Raw genomic sequence first — 23,546 nt, forward strand, 5'->3', positions numbered from 1 at the left:
CGGGCCGGACCCGCTCCGTCACCGGCGTAGACCTAGGGTTCCGTGGGTGATGCGCTACTCCCCGGCCGAGCTGGCCCGCGGCGCCGCCGGCGCCCTCCTCGGCATCGCGCTGGCGGGTGCCACGGCGAAGGTAGTGCCCGGCGGAGCGGAGTCGCTGCCGTTCATCGTCGCGCCGATGGGCGCGGCGGCGGTTCTGCTGTTCGCGGTGCCGGCCAGCCCGCTCGCGCAGCCCTGGCCGGTCGTCGGCGGCAACATCATCTCCACCCTGGTCGGGCTGACGGCCCACTGGCTGATCGACGACGTGCTGCTGGCGGGCGCCGTCGGGGTCGGCGCCGCGATCGGCGTGATGATGCTGCTGCGGTGCCTCCATCCGCCCGGTGGCGCGTGCGCGCTCCTCGCGGCCACCGCGACGCCGGCGATCGACGAGCAGGGCATCGCGTTCGCCGCACTGCCGGTCGCGGTCAACACCGTCGCACTCCTGCTCGTCGCGATCGCGATCAACAACCTCACCGGCCGGCGCTACCCGCACCGGGCACCCGCAGCGCCTCCCCCGACGGGCGCCGCTGCCGAGCTCACCCTCGGCGCCGCGGACATCGAGTCGGCCATGGCCCGGCTGTCGCAGCGGCTCGACGTGCTGCCCGAGGACGTCGTGGCCCTGGTCCGGGACGCCGAGGCGCACGCGCTGGACCGGCGGCTCGGCAGCGTGCCGGTCGAACGGGTCATGCACACCGAGGTGGCCACGGTGATGCCGTTCGAGTCCATCTACCGCGCCCGCACGGTGATCGTGCAGCGCCAGGTCAAGACCCTCCCGGTCGTCGACGAGAACGCCCACGTCGTCGGCATCGTGTCGATCATCGACCTCTTCACCCGCGACCTCGTCGAGCTGGAGCCCGTGGAGTCGATCATGATCCGCGAGGTGACGACCATCCTCGCGGACACCCCGGTGGCCGACCTGGTCCCGGTGATGACGCAGGAAGGGTTCAAGGTGGTGCCGGTCGTCGACGAGCACGACCGGCTGGTCGGGATCGTCACCCGCGGAGATCTCATCACCGTCCTGCACCGGGCGCTGCTGGAGGACGGGTCCCGATAGTCACACCGTGACGTAGGGCGCGAGCTTCTGGAGCGTCACGTCGCCGATCCCGTCCACCTCGAGCAGCTCGTCGACGCTCGTGAAGCCACCGTGCTCATCGCGCCACGTGACGATCGCGAGGGCGGTCACCGGGCCGACATCGGGCAACGTCTCCAGCTCTGCCTGGGTGGCGGTGTTGAGGTTGACGAGGGCCGGTGGCACGCCGGGAGTCGCTGAGCCGGTCGGCGCCGATGGCACCGTCGCCTGCGGCGCTCCCACCACGATCTGCTCACCGTCGACCAGTACCCGGGCCAGGTTGAGGGTGCCGAGGTCGACGCCCTCCCGCTCCCCGCCGGCAGCCTCCAGGGCGTCGACGACCCGGGCGCCGACGTCGAGCACCACGATCCCCGGGCGGCGTACCTTGCCCGTCACGTCGACGGTCACCGTGTCACCGGTCTCGCCCGTCGAGGTCGCGCCGGCCGGTTCGCCGCCTCCGGTACCGGCGACCAGCGGCTCCGCGGACGCCGCCGGCTGCGCCGCGAGCGGACCCACCGGCGCTGCCTGGTCGCGGACCACCCACCAGGCGGCGAGCGCCACACCCACGGCCACGACCACCGCCAGCACCGTGACCTGGGGCGCACCCAGCCCGGGGAGACGCGCAGCCGTCAACCCGGGCACCGACCAGCTCAGCCTCCGGCGAGCGGCATGTCGTCCGGGACGGGGCACCACCGGCGGCGCGGGCGCCGGGGACTGGTCGACGGCTCCCGCGAGTTCGGGATCTGGTTCGGGATCGCCCGGCGACACCGCGCGCCGGGCCGGCACCACCCGCGTGAAGTCACCCGGACCTCCGGGCCACTCCCCTGCCCCGGAACCAGGGTCGACCGCTCCGATGTCAGCAGCGAGCAGCGCGAGCCGACGGGCGGCTGCGTCGGCGCGCTCGGACCGCGACGGCTCGCCGCCGGACGTCCCACGAGTGCTGCGCATGCCGGCACGTTAGGTGGCTGGCGCCCCCGTCGCACCGGAGCGACCGCGCACCTGTGGACAAGGGAGCCGCCCGATGGCGCCTGTGGACGGATGCCGGTCCGACCGCCGATTGGTCAGAAGCGACAGTCCCCAGGGCCGACTTCATGCGGTTTGGTCCCAAACCGCATGGACCAACACCCCCGCACTCAGACAGTCGGCACGAGGGGCGCGACGCAGATCGCGAGCATGCCCGGCCCGACGTGCGCGCCGAGCACCGCCCCGAGCTCGCCGCACCGGACTTCACGACCGTCGAGCTGCTTCTCGAGCCGGTCGGCAAGACTCGCAGCCAGCGCGCCCGCCCGCTCCTCGCTCGCGAGGTGCGCGACCGTCACGTCGACCTGCTGGTCACCCGCGGCGGCCACGGCCAGCTCCTCGAGCCGGCTGATCGCCCGGCCGGACGTGCGCACCTTCTCCAACGTGGTGATGACGCCGTTCTCGATCGCCAGCAGCGGCTTGACCGCGAGCGCACCGCCGAACACCGCCGCGGCGCCCCCGATCCGACCGCCACGACGGAGGTACTCGAGGGTGTCGACGTAGAGCACGGACGTCACCGCAGCAGCGCGCTCCCGCGCGGCCCGGGCCGCCTCGGCGCGACTGCCCCCGGCAGCCAGGACCGCAGCCGCCGACTCGACGGCATATCCCGTGCCGAAGCCGACCTGCCGCGTGTCCACGCAGGTCACCGGCACCGGCGCGTGCCGCGCCGCCACCTGGGCGGACTCGAAGGTCCCGCTCACCTCGCTCGACAGGTGCACCGAGAGGATCTCGTCGGCTCCCTCGTCGGCCAGTCGCCGGTACAGGTCCGCGAACACGGCGGGCGCCGGTCGCGACGTACTCACCGATCGCTTCTCCCGCAGGGCCGCGGCCACGCACGCCGGGGACGCCTCGTCGGCGCCCTCGTCGTACGACACGTCGTCGATGACGACCTGGACCGGCACCACCGAGACCCCGCACTCCCCGGCGACCTCGGGCGTGAGGCTCGCGGTGGAGTCGGTGACGAGCGCGACCGTCATAGACGGCAACCTACCGGCCTTGGTTTCGACGCTCGCAAGCTCGCACCTCAACCAGCGGCTGCATCAGACCACGATGTTGACGAGCTTGGGCGCACGGACGATCACCCGGCGCACCTCACGCCCGTCGATCGCGCGTACGACGTCGGGGTCGGCCATCGCGGCCGCCTCCAGGTCGGCGTCCGAGACGTCGGGCGCGACCTCGAGCCGGGCCTTCACCTTGCCCTGGACCTGGACGATCGCGGTCACGGTGTCCTCGACCAGCAGCGACTCGTCCACGGTCGGCCACGCGACCTGGGCGACCGACGGCTGGTGGCCCAGCCGCTCCCACATCTCCTCGGCGGTGTACGGCGCCACCAGCGACAGCAGGATCGCAACCGTCTCGGTCGCCTCCCGCACCGCCGGGTCGGCCGGTCCGCAACCGGAGTCGATCGCCTTGCGGGTCGCGTTGACGAGCTCCATGGTGCGGGCGACGACGACGTTGAACCGGTGGTTCTCCAGCAGCTCGGCCGCGTCGTGCACGGTGCGATGGGTCACCTTGCGCAGCCCGACGTCACCGGCGCCGGCGTCCGCACCCGGCTCCGACGTCACGTCGCCGGACAGCCGCCAGGCCCGCTGCAGGAACCGCAGCGATCCGGCCGGGCTCACGTCGGCCCAGTCGATGTTGTCCTCCGGCGGGCTCGCGAACACCAGGGTCAGCCGCACCGCGTCGACGCCGAACTTGTCCAGCTGCTCACCCAGGTTGACGCCGTTGCCCAGCGACTTCGACATCTTCTTGCCCTGGTTGACGACCACCCCCTGGCCGAGGAGGGCCTGGAACGGCTCGGTGAAGTCGAGCATCCCCATGTCGTGCAGGACCTTGGTGAAGAACCGGGCGTACAGCAGGTGCAGCACGGCATGCTCGACGCCGCCGACGTACTGATCGACGGGGCCCCACATCCGCACCTGCGCCGGGTCGAACGGACCGTCGGTCGCGCCGGGAGAACAGAAGCGCAGGAAGTACCACGACGAGTCGACGAAGGTGTCCATCGTGTCGCTGTCGCGCTTCGCCGGCCCACCGCACGACGGGCAGTCCACGTTGACCCAGTCCTCGGCGGCGGCCAGCGGCGAGACGCCCTTCGGCTTGAGGTCGGCGCCCTTCAGCTCCGGCAGCACGACGGGCAGCTGGTCCTCCGGGACCGGCACCTCGCCGCAGGACGGGCAGTGGATGATCGGGATCGGGGCGCCCCAGAACCGCTGGCGCGACAGCAGCCAGTCCCGCAGCCGGTAGTTGACCGCGCCGGAGCCCAGGCCCTGGGCGGTCAGCCAGTCGATGGTGACCCGCTTCGCCTCGGCCACCTCGAGGCCGTCCAGCGAGATGTCCTCGTTGGCCGAGTTGATCGCCGGACCGGCACCCGTGTAGGCCTCGCCCTCCCAGCCCTCGGGGGGCTGGACCGTGCGCACGATCGGCAGGTCGAAGGCCTTCGCGAAGTCGTAGTCGCGCTGGTCCTGCCCGGGCACCGCCATGATCGCGCCGGTGCCGTAGTCGGCCAGCACGTAGTCGGCGGCCCACACCGGGATCCGCTGGCCCGTGACCGGGTTGGTCGCGTGCACGCCGAGGAAGACGCCGGTCTTCGGCCGGTCCGTCGCCATCCGCTCGATCTCGGAGGCCTTCCGGACCTCCTCCAGGTAGGCCTCGTACGCCGGGCGCTGCTCGTCGGTCACCAGCTCGCCGGCCAGGTGGGCGTCGGCCGCCACCACCATGAAGGTCGCACCGAACAGGGTGTCGGGCCGCGTCGTGTAGACGGTCAGCGCCTTGTCCCGGCCCTCGACCTCGAACGCGACGTGAGCACCCTCGGAGCGGCCGATCCAGTTCACCTGCGAGTGCACGACCCGGTCCGGCCAGCGCTCGGCCAGCGGCTCCATGTCGGCGAGCAGCCGGTCGGCGTACTCGGTGATCTTGAAGTACCACTGCGTCAGCTCGCGCTTGGTGACCTCGGCGCCGCAGCGCTCGCACCTGCCGTCGACGACCTGCTCGTTGGCGAGCACCGTCTGGTCCTGCGGGCACCAGTTGACCGGGCTCAGCTTGCGGTAGGCCAGCCCGCGCTCGCGGAACTTCAGGAACAGCCACTGGGTCCAGTGGTAGTACTCCGGGTCGGAGGTGTGCAGCCGGCGCGACCAGTCGAACGCCGTCGCGTAGCGCTTGAACGACTCGTACTGCACCTCGATGTTGGCGTAGGTGAAGGTCGCCGGGTGCTCGTTGCGCTTGATCGCGGCGTTCTCGGCGTTGAGACCGAACGAGTCCCACCCCATCGGGTTGAGCACCTCGTAGCCCTGCATCCGGCGGTACCGCGCGATGACGTCGTGCAGCGCCATCACCTCGGCGTGGCCCATGTGCAGGTCGCCGCTCGGGTAGGGGAACATCGTGAGGGCGTAGTACTTCGGGCGCTCGCCGCTCGCCACCGCGGCGTCGTCGGCGCGGAACGGGTCGAGCTTCTCCCAGACCGGCTGCCACTTCGCTTCGACGGCCTGGACGTCGTACGACGCCGCCTCGTGGTGTCCCTCGTGCTCGTTCATCTCAGCTCTCTCGTCCTGTCGCCTGCTTCGGTACTGCCTTCAGACACAACAAAGCCCCTCACGCAGGGAGGGGCGGCCGCGTCGACCCGTCTGGATCGTCGACGCGGCTAGGTAAGAAGCAGGTTCGTCCGCACGAGGTCAGCGTACCGCAGCGCGCGCACGCACGCCGAGCCTGTCGAGGCGCCCCGACAGGCTCGGCGTGCGATGGTTCAGCGCTGCCGGTAGGCCACGCAGACCGACGGACGCGGGAAGTCGTTCGTGTGCGGCCAGGTGCTCGCCGGCTCCTCGAACGTCGCGCCACTGATCTCCCCCGGGTGCTGCGGGGCGAAGAACAGCGACCGGTCGTTGTCGTAGACCAGCGGACCACAGCACTCGGCGCCCTTGGGCACCGTGAGGAACGCCTTGACGTGGCCCCGCTCCGGGCCTGCGACGGGCACCCGGAACAGGCCGTCGTTCTGGCCCATCGGCGTCAGTGCGCCGTCGGTCGAGATCCACAGGTTGCCGACGCTGTCGAAGGTCAGGTTGTCCGGGCAGCTGATCCGGCTCACCTTCGACTTGTCGTAGCCCGCGAAGTAGGTCTCCGGCGACTCCGGGTCGCCACACACGAGCATCAGGTCCCAGGTGAAGGCCCGCCGGGCGTGGTTGCCGTCGCTCGGAGTCATCTCGAGGACGTAGCCGTTGCGGTTGCCGCTCTGGTTCACGAGCGGCGCTCCCGGGCTGGTCCGCGTGCCCGAGACCGTGACCGGGTTGGCCTCGTCGGCGGGGTACGACGAGCCGCGGTTGGAGTTGTTCGTCAGCGCGACGTAGACCTTCTCGTTGACCGGGTTGACCTCGACGTCCTCGGGACGGTCCATCTTCGTCGGGCCGACCAGGTCAGCGGCCTGGCGGGTGAAGACCAGCACCTCCGCGACGGTCATGCCGGGCACGAACGACTCGGTGTCGCTGGCCAGCGGGATCCACTCGCCGGTCCCGTCGTACGGCGCCTCGATGGCACCGGTGTCGTTGCCCGTCAACTTCGCGACGAACAGGGTGCCCTTGCTGAGCAGGGTCTTGTTGTGGCGACGGGCGGCGCGGGTGCCGCTGTCGTCGTACTTCTCGGCGGAGACGAACTTGTACATGTAGTCGCCGCGCTCGTCGTCACCGGAGTAGGCGACGGCCCTGCCGTTGCTCGCGATGACGACGCAGGCACCCTCGTGCTTGAACCGGCCGAGCATCGAGTGCTTCTTCGGCGCCTCGCCGGGGTGCATCGGGTCGACCTCGACGATCCAGCCGAACCGGTGCGGCTCGTTGGGCTCGGTCGCCAGGTCGAACCGCTCGTCGACCCGGTACCACTGGCGCGGGTCGCTGCTGGACTTGGCGATGCCGTAGCGGCTGTAGGAGTCCTTCGCCGTGCCGAAGGTCGGGCCCGTGGGCATCGTCCCCTCGGTGTTGAAGTACTGGTTGAAGTTCTCCTCGCCCGACAGCACGGTGCCCCACGGCGTCGTGCCGCCGGCGCAGTTGTTGAGCGTGCCCTTGATCCGGGAGCCGGACGGGTCGGCCGTGGTCTGGAGCAGCGCGTGGCCGGCGGCCGGGCCGGTCACCCTGAAGGTGGTGTCGGCGTTGATGCGGCGGTTCTTCGGTGCCTTGGCGAGGTCCTTCTCCCGGAACCAGGACCCCGGCACCTTGCCGCGCTTGATCGTGACCACCGAGAGCCCGTGCGAGTAGATGCCGAACCGGGCGATCTGCTCCTGGCTGTACCTGCCCGCCGGGTACATGAGGGTCGGGTCGTCGTACTCGTGGTTGACCGTCATCAACGCGGTCGTGTCGTCGAGCGGCACGACACCGACGTAGTCGTTGTTGTAGCCGAACGTCTTCTTCACGGCCTCCAGCGTCAGGTTGTACGGCGACCAGAACGGCGCGCCGGGCAGGACCGGGTCACCCCACCGGATGATCACGTTGTGGTCGAAGCCGTTGGGAAGGACCACCGCGTCCCGCCGGTTCGGCGGCACCGGCTGGAAGTCCACCCGGGCCAGCGGACCCGCCGCCGCGAGCGGAGCGGTCGCGGCGGCGGCGAGCGAGCCGGTGGCGGCCGTCGCCGCGCCGCCCAGCACCAGCGCGCCCGTGCCGACGGCTGCGCCGCGGAGCACCGACCGCCGGGCGACCGTTTTCGCGATCTCGTCCTGGATGTGACCCGTCTCGGTCTGGTTGGGCTGGGCGTGGTCGCAGGCGTTGCCGCACTTGAACAGGCAGGTCAGGTAGGACCGCGATCCGTGCCGGACGCCCTCGCGGGCGACCGGGGTCAGGGACAGGAGCGAGCGGTTCTCGGGGCGCGTGACAGTCATGGCCGGAGCCAACAGACCACCGCTGAACCCGGGCCGGTCCGATGGTGTCCGGCCGGTGAAGGCTAGGAGAAGTCGGACGCGGTCTTGCCCTTGAGGTCCTTGCGCAGGATCTTGCCCGACGCCGACTTCGGGATGACCGGGATGAAGTCGACGACCCGGATCTTCTTGTGCGGCGCGACCTTCTCGCCGACGTAGGCCATCACCTCTTCGGCGGTGAGGGTGGCACCCTCCTGGAGCACGACGAAGGCGTGCGGGACCTCACCGGCATCCTCGTCCGGATGCGGCACGACCGCCGAGTCCGCGATGGCCGGGTGCGTCAGCAGCACGGCCTCGAGCTCGGCCGGCGGCACCTGGTAGCCCTTGTACTTGATGAGCTCCTTGAGCCGGTCGACGACGTAGACCTCGCCCTCCGGGCCGACCTCGACGATGTCGCCGGTGTGCAGGTAGCCGTCGGCGTCGATCGTCTCGCGGGTCGCCTCGTCGTTGCCGAGGTAGCCGACCATCACGTTGGGGCCGCGCACCCAGAGCTCGCCCGGCGCCGTGCGCCCGCCGGGGACGGCGTCGATCTCCTCCCCCGTGCCCGGGTCGACGACCTTGAACTCGACGTTCGCCACGGCCATGCCGACCGAGCCGATCGAGATGTCGTCGCGGTCCAGCGGCAGCGCGTGGGAGACCGGGCTGAGCTCGGTCATGCCGTAGCCCTGCTGCATCCCGCAGCCGAGGCGCTTCTTGACCGCCTGGCCCAGGGCCTCGTCGAGCGGCGCGGCACCGCTCAGCACCGCCCGCACGCTGGAGGTGTCGATGTCATCGACGGCCGGGTGCTTGGCGAGCGCGACCGCCATCGGCGGGGCGATGTAGAGGAAGCTGATCCGCTGCTCGTGGATTAGGCGGAGGAAGTCGCCGAGGTCGAAGCGCGGCATCGTGACCAGCTTGGCCCGCACCTTCAGCGTGAGGCTCATGATCACGTTCATCCCGTAGATGTGGAAGAACGGGAGGACGGCGAGGACGACATCGTCCGACCGCTCCTGGATCGCCGTCAGGGACTGCTGGACGTTCGCGACCAGGTTGCGGTGGGTGAGCATGACGCCCTTGGCCTTGCCCGTCGTACCGGACGAGTACGGCAGTACGGCGAGGTGCGTCGCCGGGTCGATCGAGACCTCCGGCGCCGGAGCGCCCTCCGACAGCAGGTCCATCATCGACTCGTGGCCTTCGGCCCCGTCGAGCACGATCACGTGCTCCTGCCCGAGGCCGACCTCGGCGCAGCCCGCCATCGCGCCGGGCAGCAGGGGGGAGACCGTCACGTAGCGGATGGCACCGGAGTCGCGGAGCTGGTTGGCGATCTCGGGCGGCGTGTAGAGCGAGTTGATCGTCGTCGCCGTCGCACCCGCCCGCAGGATGCCGTGGAAGGCGATCACGAACGCCGCCGTGTTGGGGCAGTGCAGGGCCACGACGTCGCCCGGCTTGATCCCGCGAGCCGCCAGCGCACCGGCGAACGCGTCGATGCGGGCGCGCAGGTCGCCGTACGTCGTCTCCGCGTTGGTCGCCGAGTCGAAGACCGCGACCCGGCCGAGCTCGTCGTCGGTCAGTCCGGAGAAGAGGTAGTCGTAGACGCTGACGTCAGGAATCTCGACATCGGCGAAGGGGCTCTGGAACGGCACAGCGGTGTCCTCTCGGAGAGAGCGGGCGTCGATCCCCGAACCGTAGCGCCTCCGACCGATCTCGGCGCGCCCCTCCGAACTACGGGCGGACCTAGTCATTGCGGACCACCATCCGATGGCCGCGCGGCCAGAACCTGCGTCCCCGCGGTCGCGATCTGGCCGTTCGACCGCGCCTGTCCTCGCCACTGGGCACAGTGAAGCCGTGGCAGGCAAGGAACCGATCCGGGTCTACCTCGCTGCGCAGTACGACATCGTCCGCAGCGGGCTCTTCAGCCTGCTCGAAGCAGAGCTCGACATCGCGGTCGTGGGCCAGTCCGGCCTCGCCTCGGTCGCCCTGCCCCAGATCCTGGAGCTCCGGCCGGACGTGGCCGTCCTCGACGCCCGGCTGCCGGACGGCAGCGGGCTCGGGCTCTGCCGGGCCATCCGTGCTGCCGACCCGGCCATCCGGGGCCTGATCCTGGCCGGCCGCCGCGACGACGACGCGATCGCCACGGCGATGCTGGCCGGAGCCGCCGGCTACATGCTCGAGCAGATCAACGCCAGCTCCCTGGTCAACGGCATCCGGCTCGTCGCCAGCGGCCACTCGGTGGTCGACTGGTCGGTCCCGGCCAGCGTCGTCGAGCACGTCGCCCTCCACAAGCGATCGCTCCAGGTGGTCGCCGACCTCACGCCGCAGCAGCGCAAGATCCTGTTCCTCATAGCCGAGGGGCTGACCAACCGGGAGATCGCCGCGCGCCTGTACCTCGCCGAGAAGACCGTCAAGAACCACGTGACCGCGCTGCTCAGCCGGCTCGGCGTCGCCCACCGGACCCAGGCGGCGATGATGGCCGCGACCTGGGCGCGGGCAGAGTCCGCGACGAGGACGTACGACGACGCCGGCTGATCAGGCGTCCGGGTCGATGCTCGCCTCGAGCGCCGGCGCCAGCAGGGCTGCCAGCTCCGCGGCGACGTCGTCGTCGGTCTCGGGCGGCATCGCCACGTAGCTGATCCCGAGTCGGGCGATGGTGCGCGCGAGCGCGCGACCGGCCGCTGGGTCGGCGATCGGCCACACCCGGGCGACGGCGATCGTCAGCCGCTCGGCGATGTGCGCCAGCAAGGGCCCGCTGTCGGTGGTGACGAGTCGGAGCAGGTCGGGGTGCGCGTCTCCGTCCTGGACCCGGCGGATCAGCGGGTCGCCGGAGGTGCCGTCGAGGAACGTGCGGAGCGCGGCCTCCAGGCCCGCGCGCGGGTTGTCGGCGTTCGCCTCCATGTCGGCGTCGACGAGGTCGCAGAAGGCGTCGGCGACCTCGTGGGCGTAGGCCTCGGCGAGGCCGGCCCGCGACCCGAAGTCGTTGTAGATCGTCTGCCGGCTGACCCCGGCGCGCTTGGCCACGGCCGCGAGCGTGACGCTGCGCCAGGGATTCTCCTCGAGCACCTCGCGCAGGGCGGCGAAGACCGCGACGCGCGTCGGCACTCCGGCTCTGGGCATGGCCGAAGAGTAGTGGGTGGGGTCAGGCGGCCTCAGCCGGAACACACCTACGCCGAGGCGTCGCGCGCCCTGCGCGCCTGGCGCTGCGCGCGCGCCGACGCATGGTTGAACCGCACCATCATCGAGGCCGACGGCGTGACCAACCCGTTCACGTAGGTGGAGAGCCGGGGCGCCGACGTACCGCACAGCGCAGCGAACTGCCGCTGGCTGAGGCCGCTCACGGCCACCAGGCGCCGGATCTCGCGCGCCACGAGCTGCCGGTCGTGACGCTCGGACTGCTCGCGGTAGTACTTGATCGCCTCCTCCAGGGCGGCTGCGGGAAGCAGGCGGTCGCCGGCGACCAACAGCTTGTGGAGCTCGACGGGGTACGGCGACCACGGGTTGGCGGCGACGACCGCGACCTGTGCCCGCCACCCGCGGATCCCGCCGGTGTCGGCACACCTGACAGCGTCCTCGACCGTGGCGAGCTCGGGACCGGGCGAGTCCGGGTCGACGTCGGCAACGACAAGCCAGAACCCGCACCGGTAGCAGTTGCCGCTGACGTCGAGGGCCGCATCCCGGTCGAGCCCACTCGCCACCAAGCCGTCGATGATCTCGTCGGCGCGAGCGAGGTTCCAGACGAGGCGACTCGCCAACGGCATGCTCGACGCGGTGCCGAGCCGTTCGTCGACACCGGTCTGGACGGCGGCGACCGCGCGGTGGCCGTAGCGCTTCACCAGGGCGTCGAGGGTCGCGAAGTCGGCGGGCTCTGCAAAGCCGACGAGCGAGATCGCGTTGGCCATCACGCCGACCTTCATCGGCCACCGATCGGTTCCGACGAGCGTCTCAGCGGCCTCGGCGAAGTGCTCCACTCCGACAAGGAGTCGGTCGGTGCCCGCCCGGTCCGTTCGATCGAGCAGCTCGAGCGTGGCGCGGTGCGCGACGTGGTGGCCGGCGTCGGGGTCCTCGGCAATGGCAACCCTCAGCGCGTCGAGCCGAGCGACCGATGTCTCCATGCCCCTGCACCCTTCGAGCGCAACCGGCGGCGTCGAAGATCCCCATGCCTGCGCTCGCCCGCTGCTGACCTGCGGCACCCACGTTAATGCATGGCTGTAGGATTTTGCTGCGGGAATGCAGGAATCCATGGCTTCCACTAGCCTCCAGCCCATGTCTGCCGCCGGACCGCCGTCGCGCGCCCGAGCAGCCCACCTGGGACCGGAACGGCGACGTCCCCTAGTCCTCGACGCTGCGCTGGCGATCGCGAACGAGCATGGGTTCGGCGCGGTGACGATCGGCGCCGTGGCCGCGCAGATGGGCGTCACCCGGCCCGTCGTGTACGCCTGCTACGCCGACCGGGTCGCGATGGTCAACGCCCTCCTCGATCGCGAGGGCGGTCAGCTGCTCGAGGCGGTGATCAGCGCCCTGCACAGCTCCGGCACCGCCGGAACCCCGGAGGAGGCGTTCGTCACCGGCACCCAGGCGCTGCTGCGGACAGTGACCGAGCGCGCCGACGCGTGGCGGCTCCTCGTCCTCGGAGAGCCCGATCCGGCGATGTCCAAGCGGTTCCGAGGGGCTCGTTCGCTGGTCAGGACCGAGGCGACCAGGTGGATGCGCCCTGCCCTCGAGCGGTGGTGGGACATCGAGGACCTCGACGCCAAGCAGCCGGTCCTCATCGAGATCTTCATGTCCACCTGCCAGACCGCGATCCAGACGATGCTGGCACCGGGCAACACCTGGACCGCGGACCACCTCGGGGAGTTCGTCGGCCAAGCGTTGCACCGGGTGTTCCGCGACGCCTGAGCGATCCAGGTCGACCGAGCATCGGGCTCACGGGCAATTCGTCCTGACCTCCCCGACACAGGAGTCGAACCCGTCGCCTCCGTCGATGCGGTCATAGCCCGCGAGGCCGTCGAGCTGGTCGTCCCCGGGCCCGCCGGACAGCGTGTTGCCCGCTGCACTACCGCTCAGCTGGTCGTTGCCGACACCGCCGACGACCTTCTCGACGTCGACTCGGACGTTGTCGCGCTCCCCCGTCACGCTCGGCCGGCCGTCGTTCGCGACGTCGTCGATGGTCACCACCACGTTGGTCGGCCGCTCGGCGTAGCTCGCCGTGTCGGCGCCCGCGCCGCCGATGAGCTCGTCGGCTCCCTCCTCGCCGACGAGGAGGTCGGCACCGCCGTTGCCGGCCAGGACGTCGTCTCCCGGTCCGCCGTAGAGACGCTCTGCGTCGCCTGACCCGGCCAGCACGTCGTTCGCCGTACCGCCGCGGAGCACCTCGACATCGCCCTTGACGTTGTCGCCCTCGCCGAACGAGCCGTCGTTCGCCGTGTTGTCGATGGTGGCGCTGACCGCGAAGCCGCGGTCGGCGTACGACACCGTGTCGAGGGCGCCGCCGCCGGCCAAGACGTCGGGGCCGGCGCCTCCGAGGAGCAGGTCCGCACCGCCGCCACCGGCCAGGGTGTCACCGCCCGCTCCCCCGTCGAGGGTGTTGGCGGCACCGCTGCCGGTCAGCCGGTCGGCGCCACTGCCGCCACGCATGTCTTCGACATCGGCCTTCACCAGGTCACGCTCGCCGGCCTCGCCGTCGTTGGCGAGCGCGTCGATCATGACGACGACGGGTTGGGTGCGGTCTTCGTACGTCACCAGATCGATCCCTTCCCCGCCGGACAGCGTGTCCGGGCCGGGACCGCCGTCGAGCACGTCGTCTCCGGCGCCTCCGAGGAGCGTGTCCTTGCCGAAGTAGCCGTCGAAGATGTTGCTGCCGTCCGGTCCGGACAGGGTGTCGTCACCGCTGCCGCCGATGACGATCTCGTTCTCGGGCGGGACCCAGTCGTTCTCGCCGGCCTCGCCGTCGCTCGAGACACCGTCGACCGACACCGTGACCGGCGCGACCCGCCTGCGGTAGTCGACCGTGTCGACACCCGCGCCCCCGAACATGATGTCGCTGCCGAGTCCACCGTCCAGGACGTCGTCACCCCCGTTCCCGTTCAGGGTCTGCGCCAGCTGGTTGCCGGTGATCGTGTCATTGCTGGCTCCGCCGGCGAGGATCTCCAGGTCGGAGCCCAGGAAGTCGTGTTCACTGGGGCCGCCGTCGTTCTCGGCAGAGTCCAGGCTCAGCGACACGGCCGTGGTCCGGGTGCGATAGTTGACGGTGTCGCTGCCGGCGTCTCCGAAGAGGTCCTCCGGACCGGTTCCCGGCTCGATCCAATCGTTGCCGCACCGGCATGCACGACCCCGGCGAGCGCGAGGGCGGGGAACTGGATGACGTCGTTCAGGTCACCGCTCGTCACGTCGTACGACGACACCAACGACTTGGGGCACATCACCGACGCCGAGCTGGCGACCTGGCACGGCGACGTGGTCGTCATCGTTGCGCCCGGTGTGTTGTCCCGTACGAGGTACGCCGGCCCGCCGTTGGGGAGCGTGGCGTTGTTGATCGTGATCCAGTTCGCGCCACCGGCGCCGGACTGCACCACCATCTGCGATCCGTTCATGAAGACCACGGTGTGGCCGGCCGCCTGGGCCGGTGCTGCCGCCAGCACCACCGCGGCGGGCGCCGTGGCCAGGGCTGTCGCCAGGGCCAGGGTCCGAGTACTCATTGTCGTGCTCCTTTCGAGTGGGGCTACTTCGCGCTGACGGCGAGGCCGTCGATCGAGACCTCCCTATTGGAGGTGAGCACCGTCGTCGGGCTCCCTTCGGGATAGATGACGACCGCCGGCGGCGGTCAGGCGGAGCCTTGGAACAGGGGCGGCAGGTCCAGTGCCTCGGTGATCCGGTCGCACGCAACACCCGCACGGCGGGCGACGTTGCGGACGGTGTCCGCGCTGTCGGCCTCCCACAGCAGGAACCAGGTCTCGTCCCCGGGCACGAGGATCGATCGGACCAGGTGGGCCGGGTGGCCGTCCTCGGTCGACTCCACGGCCATCGCCTTCATGCGCACGAGCGCTCGACTCGCCGCATCCGTGTGACCTGCCGCGACGTAGCACTCCTGGAGGAACTCGCTCACGTGGTCGACGCTAGGTTCCGGTCCGGGGCGGTCGCATCACGGAAACCTGCGAACTTTGACGGGTCAGTCGATCTGCTGCGCCTCGTCCGCGAGCCGTCCTGCCAGCTGGCCGCGCCGGGTGACACCGAGCTTCACGAACGCGTGCGAAAGGTGGCTCTCGATCGTGTGCACGCTCACCGACAGGGTCGCCGCGATCTCCTTGTTCGAGGCTCCCCCTGCGGCCAGCTCGACGACGCGGCGCTCGCTCCTGCTCAGCCCGCCCGTCGACGCCGAGCGCCCGCCGATCCGGGCGAGCTCCTCGCGCGCTCGCTCCGTCCACCGGCGGCAGCCCATCCGCTCGAACTCCGCGAGTGCCTCCTCGAGCGCACGGCGCGCGTCGGCCCGTCGTCGTACCCGACGAAGTGAAGCACCCAGGACCAGCAGCGTCCGGGCGCGATGGAACGGCTGCCCCGAGGAGCGGTGGTGCTCAAGCGCCTCCTCGGCCGCCGCGATCGCGGTGGCATCGTCGCCCTCCGCGGCGTGCAGGACGGCTCGGCAGCGGGCGCCCAGTGCGAGCGCCCACGGGTAGCCGAGCGCCCGGCCGCGCTCCTCCCAGGCTTCGATGATGGCCCCGGCACGGTCGCCGAGTCCGCGGGCGATCATCAGCTCGATGGCGTCGGGCACCCAGTCGTCCTGGTGCGGCTCGGTGAGCCCGTCGCGCTCTGCCTCCTCGACCCGCGCCCGGCAGGCCTCCCACGCCATTTCCGGATCGCCCCCCGAGAGCCCCGCCGCGAGCGCCACCCTGATCTCGGTGTTGGCGGCCAGACCACCGACCGGCCCCTCGTGCTGCAGCCGCTCCTGGGCGGTATCGAGATCGCCGTGGAGGACGTCGACGAACGCACGATCTGCCACCAGCTGGTCCCTCAAGGCGCTGTTCCCGGTCAGCGCGGTGATGGCGATGCCCTCGTCGATGTGCGCGATCGCCGCTCCGAGGTTGCCGCATGCGGTCTCCAGCCGTCCCAGCCAGTGCTGGATGTAGCCGTCCTCGAAACCCCGCAGGGCCACGTCGTCCCTGATCTCGATCAGGCGCTGCCGCGCCTCGTCGTAGCGATGGGCGTAGAACGCGAAGTACGCCGCGATGACGCACGGCGGATCGGAGCCCACCGGGACCGCGTCTCGGTCCTCCAGCTCAAGCGCGCGCTCGATCCGGGCCCAGTCCAGGCCGTCGCCGGCGCGGAAGTCGGTCATCGCGGAGTAGGCGAGCACCTCAGCGACGAGCGGGCCGTCCGTGGACGGGTCGAGTCGCTCGAGGAGGTCCCGGCTCAACCGCTGGGCCCGCTCGAAGTCGCGTCGCTGCGCGGTGATCGCCATCAGCGAGAGGGCGCACCGGTGCGCTGCTGGGTTCAGCGCGAGTGCCTCGGCGAGGGCGTCCTCTGCTCCGGCCAGGTCGTCGTCTGCCATGCAGACCTCCGCCCGCAGCCGGAGCGCCTCCGCCGCCTCGTCGCCGGTCAGCTCCCGCGCGATGAGGTGGTCGAGCATCGCTTCGGCGGAGGCATGCTCGCCCACGTGCTCGTAGTACTCAGCCGCCCGCAGGCCACGACGGACCGCGAGTCGCGGCGCCTCCGCGGGTGTCAGCCGGCACGCACGCTCGAGGAGCAACGCGCCGTCCAAGGGCGCTCCGCGGGTCAGCGCGGCCTCGGCGCCGACCTCGATCGTGCGGGCGACATCGAGGTCCGGTACGTCGACGGCGCGGCCGAGGTGGCGAGCCCGTTCCTCGGGTCCGACCGCCTCGGCAGCGAGCTGGCGTCGTACCTCCTGGATCAGGTCGGGGTGCGCGGTCGCGAGCACGGCGGCCGCGTGGAACGGATGGGCGAACCGGAGGACCTGACCGTCGAGGCGGACCACACCTGCCCGCTCCGCGTCGACCAGGCAGTCGAGGCTCCGTTCTCCGAGCGCCGACGGGGGCACCGGGCTGGTCGGCCCGAAAGCGAGCGCGGCGCGCAGCAGCAGCACCCGGGTACGCTCCGGCAGGTCCGCGACCCGACGGCGGATCAGCTCCTGCACGTCGCCCGGCACCGGCAACGGCTCGCCGAACGGTGGCACCCCGACCTCCTCGAGGACCCGGACGATCTCCAGCGCGAACAGCGGGTTCCCCTGGGAGGCGTCGTGGACCCGCGACAACGTCGACCGCGTCAGCCGGGTCGGCAGTCGCGACTCCAGGATCGATCTCAAGGCCCCCATCGACACCGGCCCCAACCGCAACCGCACGACCGCGTCCTCCGGAAGCACGCCGGGGAGGTCGAGCCGAGCCGGCTCCGGGAGTCTCCGGGTCGTGACGACCGCGACCGGATCGTCGCCCAGCCGGCGCAGCACGTAGCCCAGGACCGCCGCCGACGCCTCGTCGACCCAGTGCACGTCGTCGAGCACGAGCAGCAGCGGGCCTTCGGATGCGAGCCGGGTCAGCACGCCGCGGAGCGCAGCACCGACGGTCGCCTGCTCGACGGACCGCCCGTCAGGCTCGGCGCGGCGCATGACCACGTCCAGCGCGTTGCGCTGGGGCTCCGGGAGTGGGTCGATGGCCTGCTCGGGCACGTCGTCCAGCAGGTCGCCGACCGCGAGCAGCGACCACGACGCCTCGGCCTCCGCCGCCCGGCTGCCCAGGACACGGAACCCGCGCCCGGCCGCCTGCTCGACGGCTGCCTCGAGCAGCACCGACTTGCCGATCCCGGCCTCACCCTCCACGACCAGCCCGACCGGCCCCGACACCGCGCGATCGAGCAGGTCACGGATCGCGTCGAGCTCGGCATCGCGCCCGATCACGGTTGTCGTCGGCACCGTCGTACTCCCCATGTCGCGCAGGCCCCGAGGGCATGCCGAGACGAGTCTCCTCGGTTCCCGACCAGCCGGCCAGACCCGTGTCCATGGGCGACCTCCCCTCATCGACCCCGGGAGTCGTCGAAGGGGATGGTGCCGACCTCCAGCTTGAGCCCGACGATCCCGGAGTGCCGGCGCGCGTAGCGCAGCTCGCTGGCCAGGTCGCCGAGGCCGTTCCACAGCACGGTGTCGATCACGAGGGTCGACAGCGTCCCCATCGCCCGACCGTCCCCGTCGACGTACCCGCTCCCGCTGTCCCCCGGGATGCCCGGCGACGGCGAGTAGATCGTGTGCGACCAGCCGTCGGTGTCGGACCCGCCCGGCATCAGCGTGGCGGCCTGACGCGAGTACGGGCTGCCGTCCTCGCGCAGCGACGAACGTCCGTACCCGTAGACGCGGCTGATCGAGTAGGAGTCGACGCCGGTGGCCGGCAGGCCCGTCGGGCCACCCCAGTACGGCAGGCTCGGGTTCACCTTGTCCCGGGAGCCGCGCGCCACCCGGACGAGTGCGAAGTCGTTGAAGGCGCAGGCGTTCCGGTTCTTCTCACCGCGCCGTTGCATCGTGCGCCAGCTGCTGTAGGCCAGCCTGCCGCGCCCGAGCTGCTCGCCGGCGTCGTACCGCGTGCCGTGGGCGTTGAACGTGACCCTCGTCCCGAGCGGCCGGGTCGGAGCCTCGCAGCCGTTCTCCTCGTCACCGGTGGTGGCGCAGTGGGCGGCCTGCCCGAGGTAGACCTCGCCGGCCGCGTCGGTGAACACGAAGTTGGTCGTGCACTGGCCGGCGCCGTCGGTGAGGGTCTGGATACCCGGCGTGATCGTCGCCCGGCGGAACGACGTCCAGCCGCGCGACTTGCGCACCATCGGGTCGTGGGACTCCCTGTCGACCCCGGACGTCGTCTCCGCCGGGCCCGAGTCCTCGAACGGCTCGAACCAGGCGTTGGCAAGGGCGAGGACCGTGATGATGCTGAGCACCACACCCCACGGAAGCTCCGGCGACTCCGAGGTCACACCTCGAGCATGGCGCGGTCCAGCGAGAAGCGGTAGGCACCACGCCGTCCGACACCCGGCGCGGCCGCCGTCGCCGGCCGACTACGGTTTCGACCATGGCTCACACGATGCGGGTACGACGCGCGCTCGCCCGAGGCGCTCTGCGCGCGACCCGATGGCGCCTTGTCGGCACGGTGCCCAGCAAGGGGATCCTCGTCGGCGCGCCGCACACGTCGAACTGGGACTGGGTCGCGATGCTGCTCATCGCCTGGAGCGACGGCCGGCGCCCCCAGGTGCTCATCAAGCAGTCGTTCTTCAAGGGACCGATGGGCTGGATCATGCGTGCGACCGGAGGCATCCCGCTCGACCGCGCCAACCCCGGCGCGACGATCCGGGAGCTGCTGAAGGAAGCCGAGACGCACGAGTCCTTCCTGCTGGTGATCGCTCCCGAGGGCACGCGGGGCAAGAGCGAGTACTGGAAGCCCGGCTTCTACCGGATCGCGGGGCAGACCGGCCTGCCGATCTGCCTCGGGTTCATCGACGGCGAGACCCGCACCCTCGGGATGGGGCCGTCCTTCACCCCGTCCGGCGACGTCGTCGCTGACATGGATCTCGTCCGCGCGTTCTACGCCGACAAGCACGGCGTCAACCCCGAGCTCCGGGTCGAGCCGCGGCTCCGCGAGGAGTCCGCCGGCGCCGGGTAGGGCGCAGGAACGACGAAGGTCGGCTTCCGCTCGGAAGCCGACCTTGTCCATCAAGAAACTTTGTGGAGCTGAGGGGACTCGAACCCCTGACCCTCTGCATGCCATGCAGATGCGCTACCAGCTGCGCCACAGCCCCGTGGTTTGCAACGCGGAGAACCTTACCGAACGCTGCGACGCCGGTGAAATCGAGGTCCCCGGCCACGCGTAGGCAAAGGTTCTGCGAAGTCGCCGCGGCGCGGACCCGCGGGCGCTAGCGTCGAAGCGTTCGACGGAGGTGACCGATGCTCCGTGTGGTGCGACTCGCCTGCTGCATCGTGGTGCTGATGCTGGTGTCCGCCGCGGGCTGCGACGACGAGCCGCGCCGGCCGAAGGGCGGTACGGCACCGAGTGGCCCGTCCGCCTCGTCGGCCTCGGTGACACCGACCGATGTGACCACGGTGCCGACGTCCAGCCCTGTCTCGAGCGACCCGGCGACCCGGAGCTCCCAGATCGCGACCCGGACCGGCTTCACGATCACCCACAACGGCCAGCCGATCGACACTGCCGGCCTCCGGGCGCTGGGCTGGACGATCAACGCGGTCCTCGGCACCGCGCAGTGGTCCGACCCGGCCCTCGGGTCGATGTCGGTGACCTGGGAGATCCCCGACGAGCGCGCCGTCTCGGGGTTCGACGCGTCGTTCTGGGGAGACGTGACGGCCCAGAACCTGGCGATGAACCCGACCATGTCGACGTCGGTGTTCACCGGCGGCCCGGTGGAGGCGACGGCGTACTCGACAGGCGGCCGCAAGGCGGAGACCCCGACCAAGAGACTCGTGGTGACGGTGCCCGAGCAGCCCGTTGGGACGACGGCGACCGTGAGCATGAACCTCGGCTGGCCGCAGCCGGTGCTCATCACCTACAACTACACCTACGTGTAGGGCGCCTCAGGCGGTGCGGTTGTACGCCGCCAGCGCCCAGCGCCCGGAGGGGCGTTCGACGATCTCCACCCACCCGCAGTTGGCGAGCGCGCGGAAGTCCCGGACCATCTCGAGCGGCCAGGCGAGCCAGTGCACCATGGCGGTCCGGATCGCGGCGCCGTGGGCGACGACCACGGCGGTCTCCCCCGGCTCGAGCACACCCGCGGTCTCCTTCAGCACGGCGGTGAACCGGTCGGCGACCTGGGCCAGCGTCTCGGCGCCGGGGATGTCGTCCCAGTCACCGGCGCGGAACCGCGCGTACTCGTCGGGGTCGAGCGCGGCGTACTCATCGTGGGTCAGGCCCTGGCGCTCACCCAGGTAGCACTCCCGCAGGCGGTCGTCGTACGACGCGCCCAGGCCGGTCGCCTGCGCGACGTACTCGGTCGTCTGCCGGGCCCGCTGCAGGTCCGAGGACACCAGCAGCGTCGGCGCCAGCGCGGCGATCGCCGGCGCCACGGCCTGCGCCTGGGCGTGACCGAGGTCGTCGAGCGCCGGGTCGAGGTGGCCCTGGATCCGCTTGACCGCGTTCCACTCGGTCTGCCCGTGCCGCAGCAGGACCAGCCGGCGCTCTGCCTCAGCCACCGGCCGAAGCCGGCCCGTGCACCTCGGCCGGCAGCTCGATGATCGGGCAGTCGCGCCAGAGCCGCTCGAGCGCGTAGAACTGCCGCTCCTCGCTGTGCTGGACGTGGACCACGATCTCGCCGTAGTCGATGAGCACCCAGCGTGCGTCGCGCTCGCCCTCGCGGCGGATCGGCTTCGCGCCGATCTCACGCAGCTTGTCCTCGACCTCGTCGACGATCGCCTTGACCTGCCGGTCGTTGGCGCCGGACGCGAGCAGGAAGGCGTCGGTGATGGCCAGCTGCTCGCTCACGTCGAAGGCGAGGATGTCGGTGGCGAGCTTGTCGGCGGCGGCGCGGGCCGCCGCGTGGACCAGCTCGACGGCGTGCTCGGTCGCGGTCATTTCACTCCGGGTTCTGCGGCGTAGAGGCCGTGCTTGGTGATGTATTGCACGACCCCGTCAGGGACGAGGTACCAGATCGGCTCCCCCTGCGCCTGCCGCTGACGGCAGTCGGTGGAGGAGATCGCGAGTGCCGGCACCTCCAACATCGTGACACGATCGGCCGGTATCGCCGAAAGCGTGGCGGGGTCCATCTCCGACCCGGGTCGGGTGCAGCCGACGAAGTGCGCGAGCGCGAACACGTCGTCGGCGTCGCGCCAGCTGAAGATGTCGGTCAGCGCGTCAGCGCCGGTGATGAAGAACAGGTCGGCGTCCGGGCGCGCGGCGCGGAGGTCGCGCAGCGTGTCGATCGTGTACGTCGGTCCGGCGCGGTCGATGTCGACCCGGCTGACCGTGAACCGCGGGTTGGCGGCGGTGGCGATCACCGTCATCAGGTAGCGGTGCTCGGCGGGCGAGACGACCCGGTCGGTCTTCTGCCAGGGCTGCCCGGTCGGGACGAAGACGACCTCGTCGAGCCCGAACCAGCCCTGGACCTCCGACGCCGCCACCAGGTGGCCGTGGTGGATGGGGTCGAACGTGCCGCCCATCACCCCGACCCGGGGCCGCCGAGCGGGGTCAGTCATCGCCGAGTCATCGAGGGGCCGCGGGGTTCAGCTGTGGTCGCGGCCGCCGCCGAACCACACGAGGCCGGCGAGCAGGAGGAGCAGAATGAGCAGCGCGCCGCCGCCGATGAACCACGGGTTGACGGCGGGCTCGCCGTGCTCCTCGGCGGCCTGGAGTACGGCGAGTGCGGTCAGGCTGATCTGCATGCGCGGGATCCTACCGGTCTCAGTGGATGGCGAAGTCGACGCCCAGGAACAGCAGCGTGAAGCGGACGGTGCGGCCCAGGAAGACGGTGGGGATGAACACCCACATCGGCATCTTCAGCAGACCACCGACGGCAGCCATCACCAGCAGGGGCGGGAGTCCGACCGACGCCGCCAGGAACATGATGCTCGCGGCGTACACCGGGCGCCCCTGCATCCGGGCGACCCACTTCTCGTAGCCGGCCTTCACCTTCGGCGCTGCGAGCTTCTTCTGCGCCCACTTCGAGTCGATGCCGCGGCGCGCGGCCTCGTACCAGATGATCTTGCCGATGGTCGCGCCTGCGCCGGCCGCGATCCCGAGCGTGATCGCGGCCGGGACGCCGGGCTCGGTCGCCGCGGCGCCCAGGATGTAGACCTCCATCGGGAGGAACGGGAGCAGAGCCGACGCGATGCTGACTGCGAACGTCGTCAGCCACAGGATCATGCGGCCGGGACCCTCTCCGGAACCGGTAGCCCGAGCTGCAGCAGCCAGCGCAGCGACACGCACTTCAGCACGAGCAGTGCGACCGCGATGATCAGCCCGAGCCACCACCACCCGGTCGCGAGCAGCAGGACGGCGAACAGGCCCGAGTTGGCCGCCTTGCCGAGCCGCGACCAGTTCCAGAGGTAGATCCGGCGATCGACCACGTAGAAGTAGTTGGGGCTGCGGATCGGCCAGGCGAGGAAGGCCAGCGACAGGAACATGTCGATGACCATGAACTCGAACAGGTAGACCGCGACCGGGATCGCGATCAGCTCCATCGGCTCGTCGCTGAAGAAGAGCGGCGCCGGCTGGAGCCAGGCCAGGCCGACGTAGAACGCACCGCAGCTGAGCCGGTCGCTCACCATGTCGATGACCCCGCCGATCCGGGTCTCGCAATCGGTCAGCCGCGCCCACGCGCCGTCGAGGGTGTCGCCCACCCAGTAGACGACGAGTCCGGTGACGAGCAGGGTGAGGCTCTCGTCGTACGCGCCCCACAGGGTGAGCGCCAGGGTCGCGATGGTGCGGACGAACGTGATCGCGGTCGCGCCGGTGAGGAGCCGCTCCGTGGATGCGTCCGCGTAGATGCGGTCGGGCGCCCCTGCCATGGCGCGAAACCTACCTTGCCGACCCTCGCGGCCGATCGACCCCTGCCGGTACTCGTGTCATTCACCGACCC

Annotated in this window: 23 protein-coding genes and 1 tRNA gene; 5 read left to right on the top strand and 19 right to left on the bottom strand. The window is 71.1% G+C overall.

Annotated elements, in window-relative coordinates; genetic code table 11:
- The first annotated feature begins 49 nt into the window (after window positions 1–49).
- Complete coding sequence (locus D0Z08_RS23955; protein WP_118927804.1) at window positions 50–1,090, top strand: HPP family protein; 1,041 nt, start codon at window positions 50–52, stop codon at window positions 1,088–1,090.
- On the opposite strand, the gene D0Z08_RS23960 is transcribed toward D0Z08_RS23955, so the two are convergent.
- From D0Z08_RS23960 to D0Z08_RS23980, 5 genes are all read right to left on the bottom strand, one after another.
- Window positions 1,091–2,053, bottom strand: coding sequence for a ComEA family DNA-binding protein (locus D0Z08_RS23960; RefSeq protein WP_118927805.1), 963 nt, complete (start codon window positions 2,051–2,053; stop codon window positions 1,091–1,093).
- 185 nt (window positions 2,054–2,238) lie between these two features.
- The gene (locus D0Z08_RS23965; protein ID WP_118927806.1) at window positions 2,239–3,102 is read right to left on the bottom strand and encodes a DegV family protein; all 864 of its coding nucleotides are present in this window, start codon (window positions 3,100–3,102) and stop codon (window positions 2,239–2,241) included.
- Between the two features lie 63 nt (window positions 3,103–3,165).
- A complete protein-coding gene (gene leuS / locus D0Z08_RS23970) occupies window positions 3,166–5,655 on the bottom strand; it encodes a leucine--tRNA ligase (protein WP_118927807.1) in 2,490 nt (829 codons plus the stop codon).
- A 209-nt stretch (window positions 5,656–5,864) separates the two neighbouring features.
- Complete coding sequence (locus D0Z08_RS23975; protein ID WP_118927808.1) at window positions 5,865–7,976, bottom strand: PhoX family protein; 2,112 nt, start codon at window positions 7,974–7,976, stop codon at window positions 5,865–5,867.
- A gap of 62 nt (window positions 7,977–8,038) precedes the next feature.
- On the bottom strand, window positions 8,039–9,634 hold the full coding sequence (locus D0Z08_RS23980) for an AMP-binding protein (protein WP_118927809.1): 1,596 nt from the start codon (window positions 9,632–9,634) through the stop codon (window positions 8,039–8,041).
- A 202-nt stretch (window positions 9,635–9,836) separates the two neighbouring features.
- Here D0Z08_RS23980 and D0Z08_RS23985 point away from each other — a divergent pair, with 202 nt between their 5' ends.
- Window positions 9,837–10,517 (top strand): LuxR C-terminal-related transcriptional regulator, encoded by a 681-nt coding sequence (locus D0Z08_RS23985; protein WP_245994378.1) that lies wholly within the window; start codon window positions 9,837–9,839, stop codon window positions 10,515–10,517.
- On the opposite strand, the gene D0Z08_RS23990 is transcribed toward D0Z08_RS23985, so the two are convergent.
- Window positions 10,518–11,102 carry a TetR/AcrR family transcriptional regulator gene (locus D0Z08_RS23990; protein WP_118927811.1) on the bottom strand — a complete coding sequence of 195 codons (585 nt, stop codon included), beginning with the start codon at window positions 11,100–11,102 and terminating at the stop codon, window positions 10,518–10,520.
- A gap of 47 nt (window positions 11,103–11,149) precedes the next feature.
- Window positions 11,150–12,097, bottom strand: coding sequence for a helix-turn-helix domain-containing protein (locus D0Z08_RS23995; RefSeq protein WP_118927812.1), 948 nt, complete (start codon window positions 12,095–12,097; stop codon window positions 11,150–11,152).
- A gap of 151 nt (window positions 12,098–12,248) precedes the next feature.
- Here D0Z08_RS23995 and D0Z08_RS24000 point away from each other — a divergent pair, with 151 nt between their 5' ends.
- On the top strand, window positions 12,249–12,881 hold the full coding sequence (locus tag D0Z08_RS24000) for a TetR/AcrR family transcriptional regulator (RefSeq protein WP_118927813.1): 633 nt from the start codon (window positions 12,249–12,251) through the stop codon (window positions 12,879–12,881).
- 27 nt (window positions 12,882–12,908) lie between these two features.
- On the opposite strand, the gene D0Z08_RS24005 is transcribed toward D0Z08_RS24000, so the two are convergent.
- The 5 genes from D0Z08_RS24005 to D0Z08_RS24025 all read right to left on the bottom strand — a co-directional run bounded on the left by D0Z08_RS24005 (window position 12,909) and on the right by D0Z08_RS24025 (window position 18,944).
- On the bottom strand, window positions 12,909–14,204 hold the full coding sequence (locus tag D0Z08_RS24005; RefSeq protein WP_118927814.1) for a calcium-binding protein: 1,296 nt from the start codon (window positions 14,202–14,204) through the stop codon (window positions 12,909–12,911).
- Window positions 14,195–14,680, bottom strand: coding sequence for a hypothetical protein (locus tag D0Z08_RS24010; protein ID WP_118927815.1), 486 nt, complete (start codon window positions 14,678–14,680; stop codon window positions 14,195–14,197). Before D0Z08_RS24010 ends, D0Z08_RS24005 begins: the two co-directional genes overlap by 10 nt.
- Before the next feature lie 125 nt (window positions 14,681–14,805).
- Entirely contained in the window at window positions 14,806–15,087 is a 282-nt protein-coding gene (locus D0Z08_RS24015; RefSeq protein ID WP_118927816.1) for a nickel-binding protein, read from the bottom strand.
- Between the two features lie 63 nt (window positions 15,088–15,150).
- Entirely contained in the window at window positions 15,151–17,901 is a 2,751-nt protein-coding gene (locus D0Z08_RS24020; protein ID WP_182481461.1) for a helix-turn-helix transcriptional regulator, read from the bottom strand.
- A 101-nt stretch (window positions 17,902–18,002) separates the two neighbouring features.
- Window positions 18,003–18,944 (bottom strand): hypothetical protein, encoded by a 942-nt coding sequence (locus tag D0Z08_RS24025; protein ID WP_118927818.1) that lies wholly within the window; start codon window positions 18,942–18,944, stop codon window positions 18,003–18,005.
- Window positions 18,945–19,039: 95 nt separating this feature from the next.
- Here D0Z08_RS24025 and D0Z08_RS24030 point away from each other — a divergent pair, with 95 nt between their 5' ends.
- The gene (locus D0Z08_RS24030) at window positions 19,040–19,627 is read left to right on the top strand and encodes a 1-acyl-sn-glycerol-3-phosphate acyltransferase (protein ID WP_118927819.1); all 588 of its coding nucleotides are present in this window, start codon (window positions 19,040–19,042) and stop codon (window positions 19,625–19,627) included.
- Between the two features lie 63 nt (window positions 19,628–19,690).
- Here the strand turns inward: D0Z08_RS24030 and D0Z08_RS24035 are convergent.
- Window positions 19,691–19,763, bottom strand: a tRNA-Ala gene (locus tag D0Z08_RS24035).
- Between the two features lie 145 nt (window positions 19,764–19,908).
- On the opposite strand from D0Z08_RS24035, the gene D0Z08_RS24040 reads away from it, so the two are divergent.
- Window positions 19,909–20,544 (top strand): hypothetical protein, encoded by a 636-nt coding sequence (locus tag D0Z08_RS24040; protein ID WP_118927820.1) that lies wholly within the window; start codon window positions 19,909–19,911, stop codon window positions 20,542–20,544.
- A gap of 6 nt (window positions 20,545–20,550) precedes the next feature.
- Here D0Z08_RS24040 and D0Z08_RS24045 read toward each other — a convergent pair whose 3' ends face one another.
- The 6 genes from D0Z08_RS24045 to D0Z08_RS24065 are packed head-to-tail and all read right to left on the bottom strand — an operon-like array spanning window position 20,551 to window position 23,475.
- On the bottom strand, window positions 20,551–21,165 hold the full coding sequence (locus tag D0Z08_RS24045; RefSeq protein ID WP_118927821.1) for a histidine phosphatase family protein: 615 nt from the start codon (window positions 21,163–21,165) through the stop codon (window positions 20,551–20,553).
- A complete protein-coding gene (gene rsfS, locus D0Z08_RS24050; RefSeq protein ID WP_118927822.1) occupies window positions 21,158–21,544 on the bottom strand; it encodes a ribosome silencing factor in 387 nt (128 codons plus the stop codon). The genes D0Z08_RS24045 and rsfS overlap by 8 nt, the downstream gene beginning before the upstream one ends.
- Window positions 21,541–22,164, bottom strand: coding sequence for a nicotinate-nucleotide adenylyltransferase (nadD, locus tag D0Z08_RS24055; protein WP_118927823.1), 624 nt, complete (start codon window positions 22,162–22,164; stop codon window positions 21,541–21,543). The genes rsfS and nadD overlap by 4 nt, the downstream gene beginning before the upstream one ends.
- Window positions 22,165–22,191: 27 nt before the next feature.
- Window positions 22,192–22,350, bottom strand: coding sequence for a hypothetical protein (locus D0Z08_RS32330; protein ID WP_182481462.1), 159 nt, complete (start codon window positions 22,348–22,350; stop codon window positions 22,192–22,194).
- Window positions 22,351–22,369: 19 nt separating this feature from the next.
- The gene (locus D0Z08_RS24060) at window positions 22,370–22,831 is read right to left on the bottom strand and encodes a hypothetical protein (RefSeq protein WP_118927824.1); all 462 of its coding nucleotides are present in this window, start codon (window positions 22,829–22,831) and stop codon (window positions 22,370–22,372) included.
- A complete protein-coding gene (locus tag D0Z08_RS24065) occupies window positions 22,828–23,475 on the bottom strand; it encodes a CDP-alcohol phosphatidyltransferase family protein (RefSeq protein ID WP_118927825.1) in 648 nt (215 codons plus the stop codon). Before D0Z08_RS24065 ends, D0Z08_RS24060 begins: the two co-directional genes overlap by 4 nt.
- Window positions 23,476–23,546 lie beyond the last annotated feature (71 nt).

Origin of the sequence: Nocardioides immobilis, from assembly GCF_003515065.1 — a bacterium.
Classification (GTDB): domain Bacteria; phylum Actinomycetota; class Actinomycetes; order Propionibacteriales; family Nocardioidaceae; genus Nocardioides; species Nocardioides immobilis.

What these genes read in the sequence shown, in the direction of transcription:
- D0Z08_RS23955 (WP_118927804.1), top strand. Translation starts at nt 50, where the DNA reads ATGCGCTACTCCCCGGCCGAGCTGGCCCGCGGCGCCGCCGGCGCCCTC.
- D0Z08_RS23960 (WP_118927805.1), bottom strand. Translation starts at nt 2,053, where the DNA reads ATGCGCAGCACTCGTGGGACGTCCGGCGGCGAGCCGTCGCGGTCCGAG.
- D0Z08_RS23965 (WP_118927806.1), bottom strand. Translation starts at nt 3,102, where the DNA reads ATGACGGTCGCGCTCGTCACCGACTCCACCGCGAGCCTCACGCCCGAG.
- leuS (WP_118927807.1), bottom strand. Translation starts at nt 5,655, where the DNA reads ATGAACGAGCACGAGGGACACCACGAGGCGGCGTCGTACGACGTCCAG.
- D0Z08_RS23975 (WP_118927808.1), bottom strand. Translation starts at nt 7,976, where the DNA reads ATGACTGTCACGCGCCCCGAGAACCGCTCGCTCCTGTCCCTGACCCCG.
- D0Z08_RS23990 (WP_118927811.1), bottom strand. Translation starts at nt 11,102, where the DNA reads ATGCCCAGAGCCGGAGTGCCGACGCGCGTCGCGGTCTTCGCCGCCCTG.
- D0Z08_RS23995 (WP_118927812.1), bottom strand. Translation starts at nt 12,097, where the DNA reads ATGGAGACATCGGTCGCTCGGCTCGACGCGCTGAGGGTTGCCATTGCC.
- D0Z08_RS24000 (WP_118927813.1), top strand. Translation starts at nt 12,249, where the DNA reads ATGTCTGCCGCCGGACCGCCGTCGCGCGCCCGAGCAGCCCACCTGGGA.
- D0Z08_RS24010 (WP_118927815.1), bottom strand. Translation starts at nt 14,680, where the DNA reads ATGAGTACTCGGACCCTGGCCCTGGCGACAGCCCTGGCCACGGCGCCC.
- D0Z08_RS24030 (WP_118927819.1), top strand. Translation starts at nt 19,040, where the DNA reads ATGGCTCACACGATGCGGGTACGACGCGCGCTCGCCCGAGGCGCTCTG.
- D0Z08_RS24040 (WP_118927820.1), top strand. Translation starts at nt 19,909, where the DNA reads ATGCTCCGTGTGGTGCGACTCGCCTGCTGCATCGTGGTGCTGATGCTG.
- rsfS (WP_118927822.1), bottom strand. Translation starts at nt 21,544, where the DNA reads ATGACCGCGACCGAGCACGCCGTCGAGCTGGTCCACGCGGCGGCCCGC.
- nadD (WP_118927823.1), bottom strand. Translation starts at nt 22,164, where the DNA reads ATGACTGACCCCGCTCGGCGGCCCCGGGTCGGGGTGATGGGCGGCACG.
- D0Z08_RS32330 (WP_182481462.1), bottom strand. Translation starts at nt 22,350, where the DNA reads ATGCAGATCAGCCTGACCGCACTCGCCGTACTCCAGGCCGCCGAGGAG.
- D0Z08_RS24060 (WP_118927824.1), bottom strand. Translation starts at nt 22,831, where the DNA reads ATGATCCTGTGGCTGACGACGTTCGCAGTCAGCATCGCGTCGGCTCTG.
- D0Z08_RS24065 (WP_118927825.1), bottom strand. Translation starts at nt 23,475, where the DNA reads ATGGCAGGGGCGCCCGACCGCATCTACGCGGACGCATCCACGGAGCGG.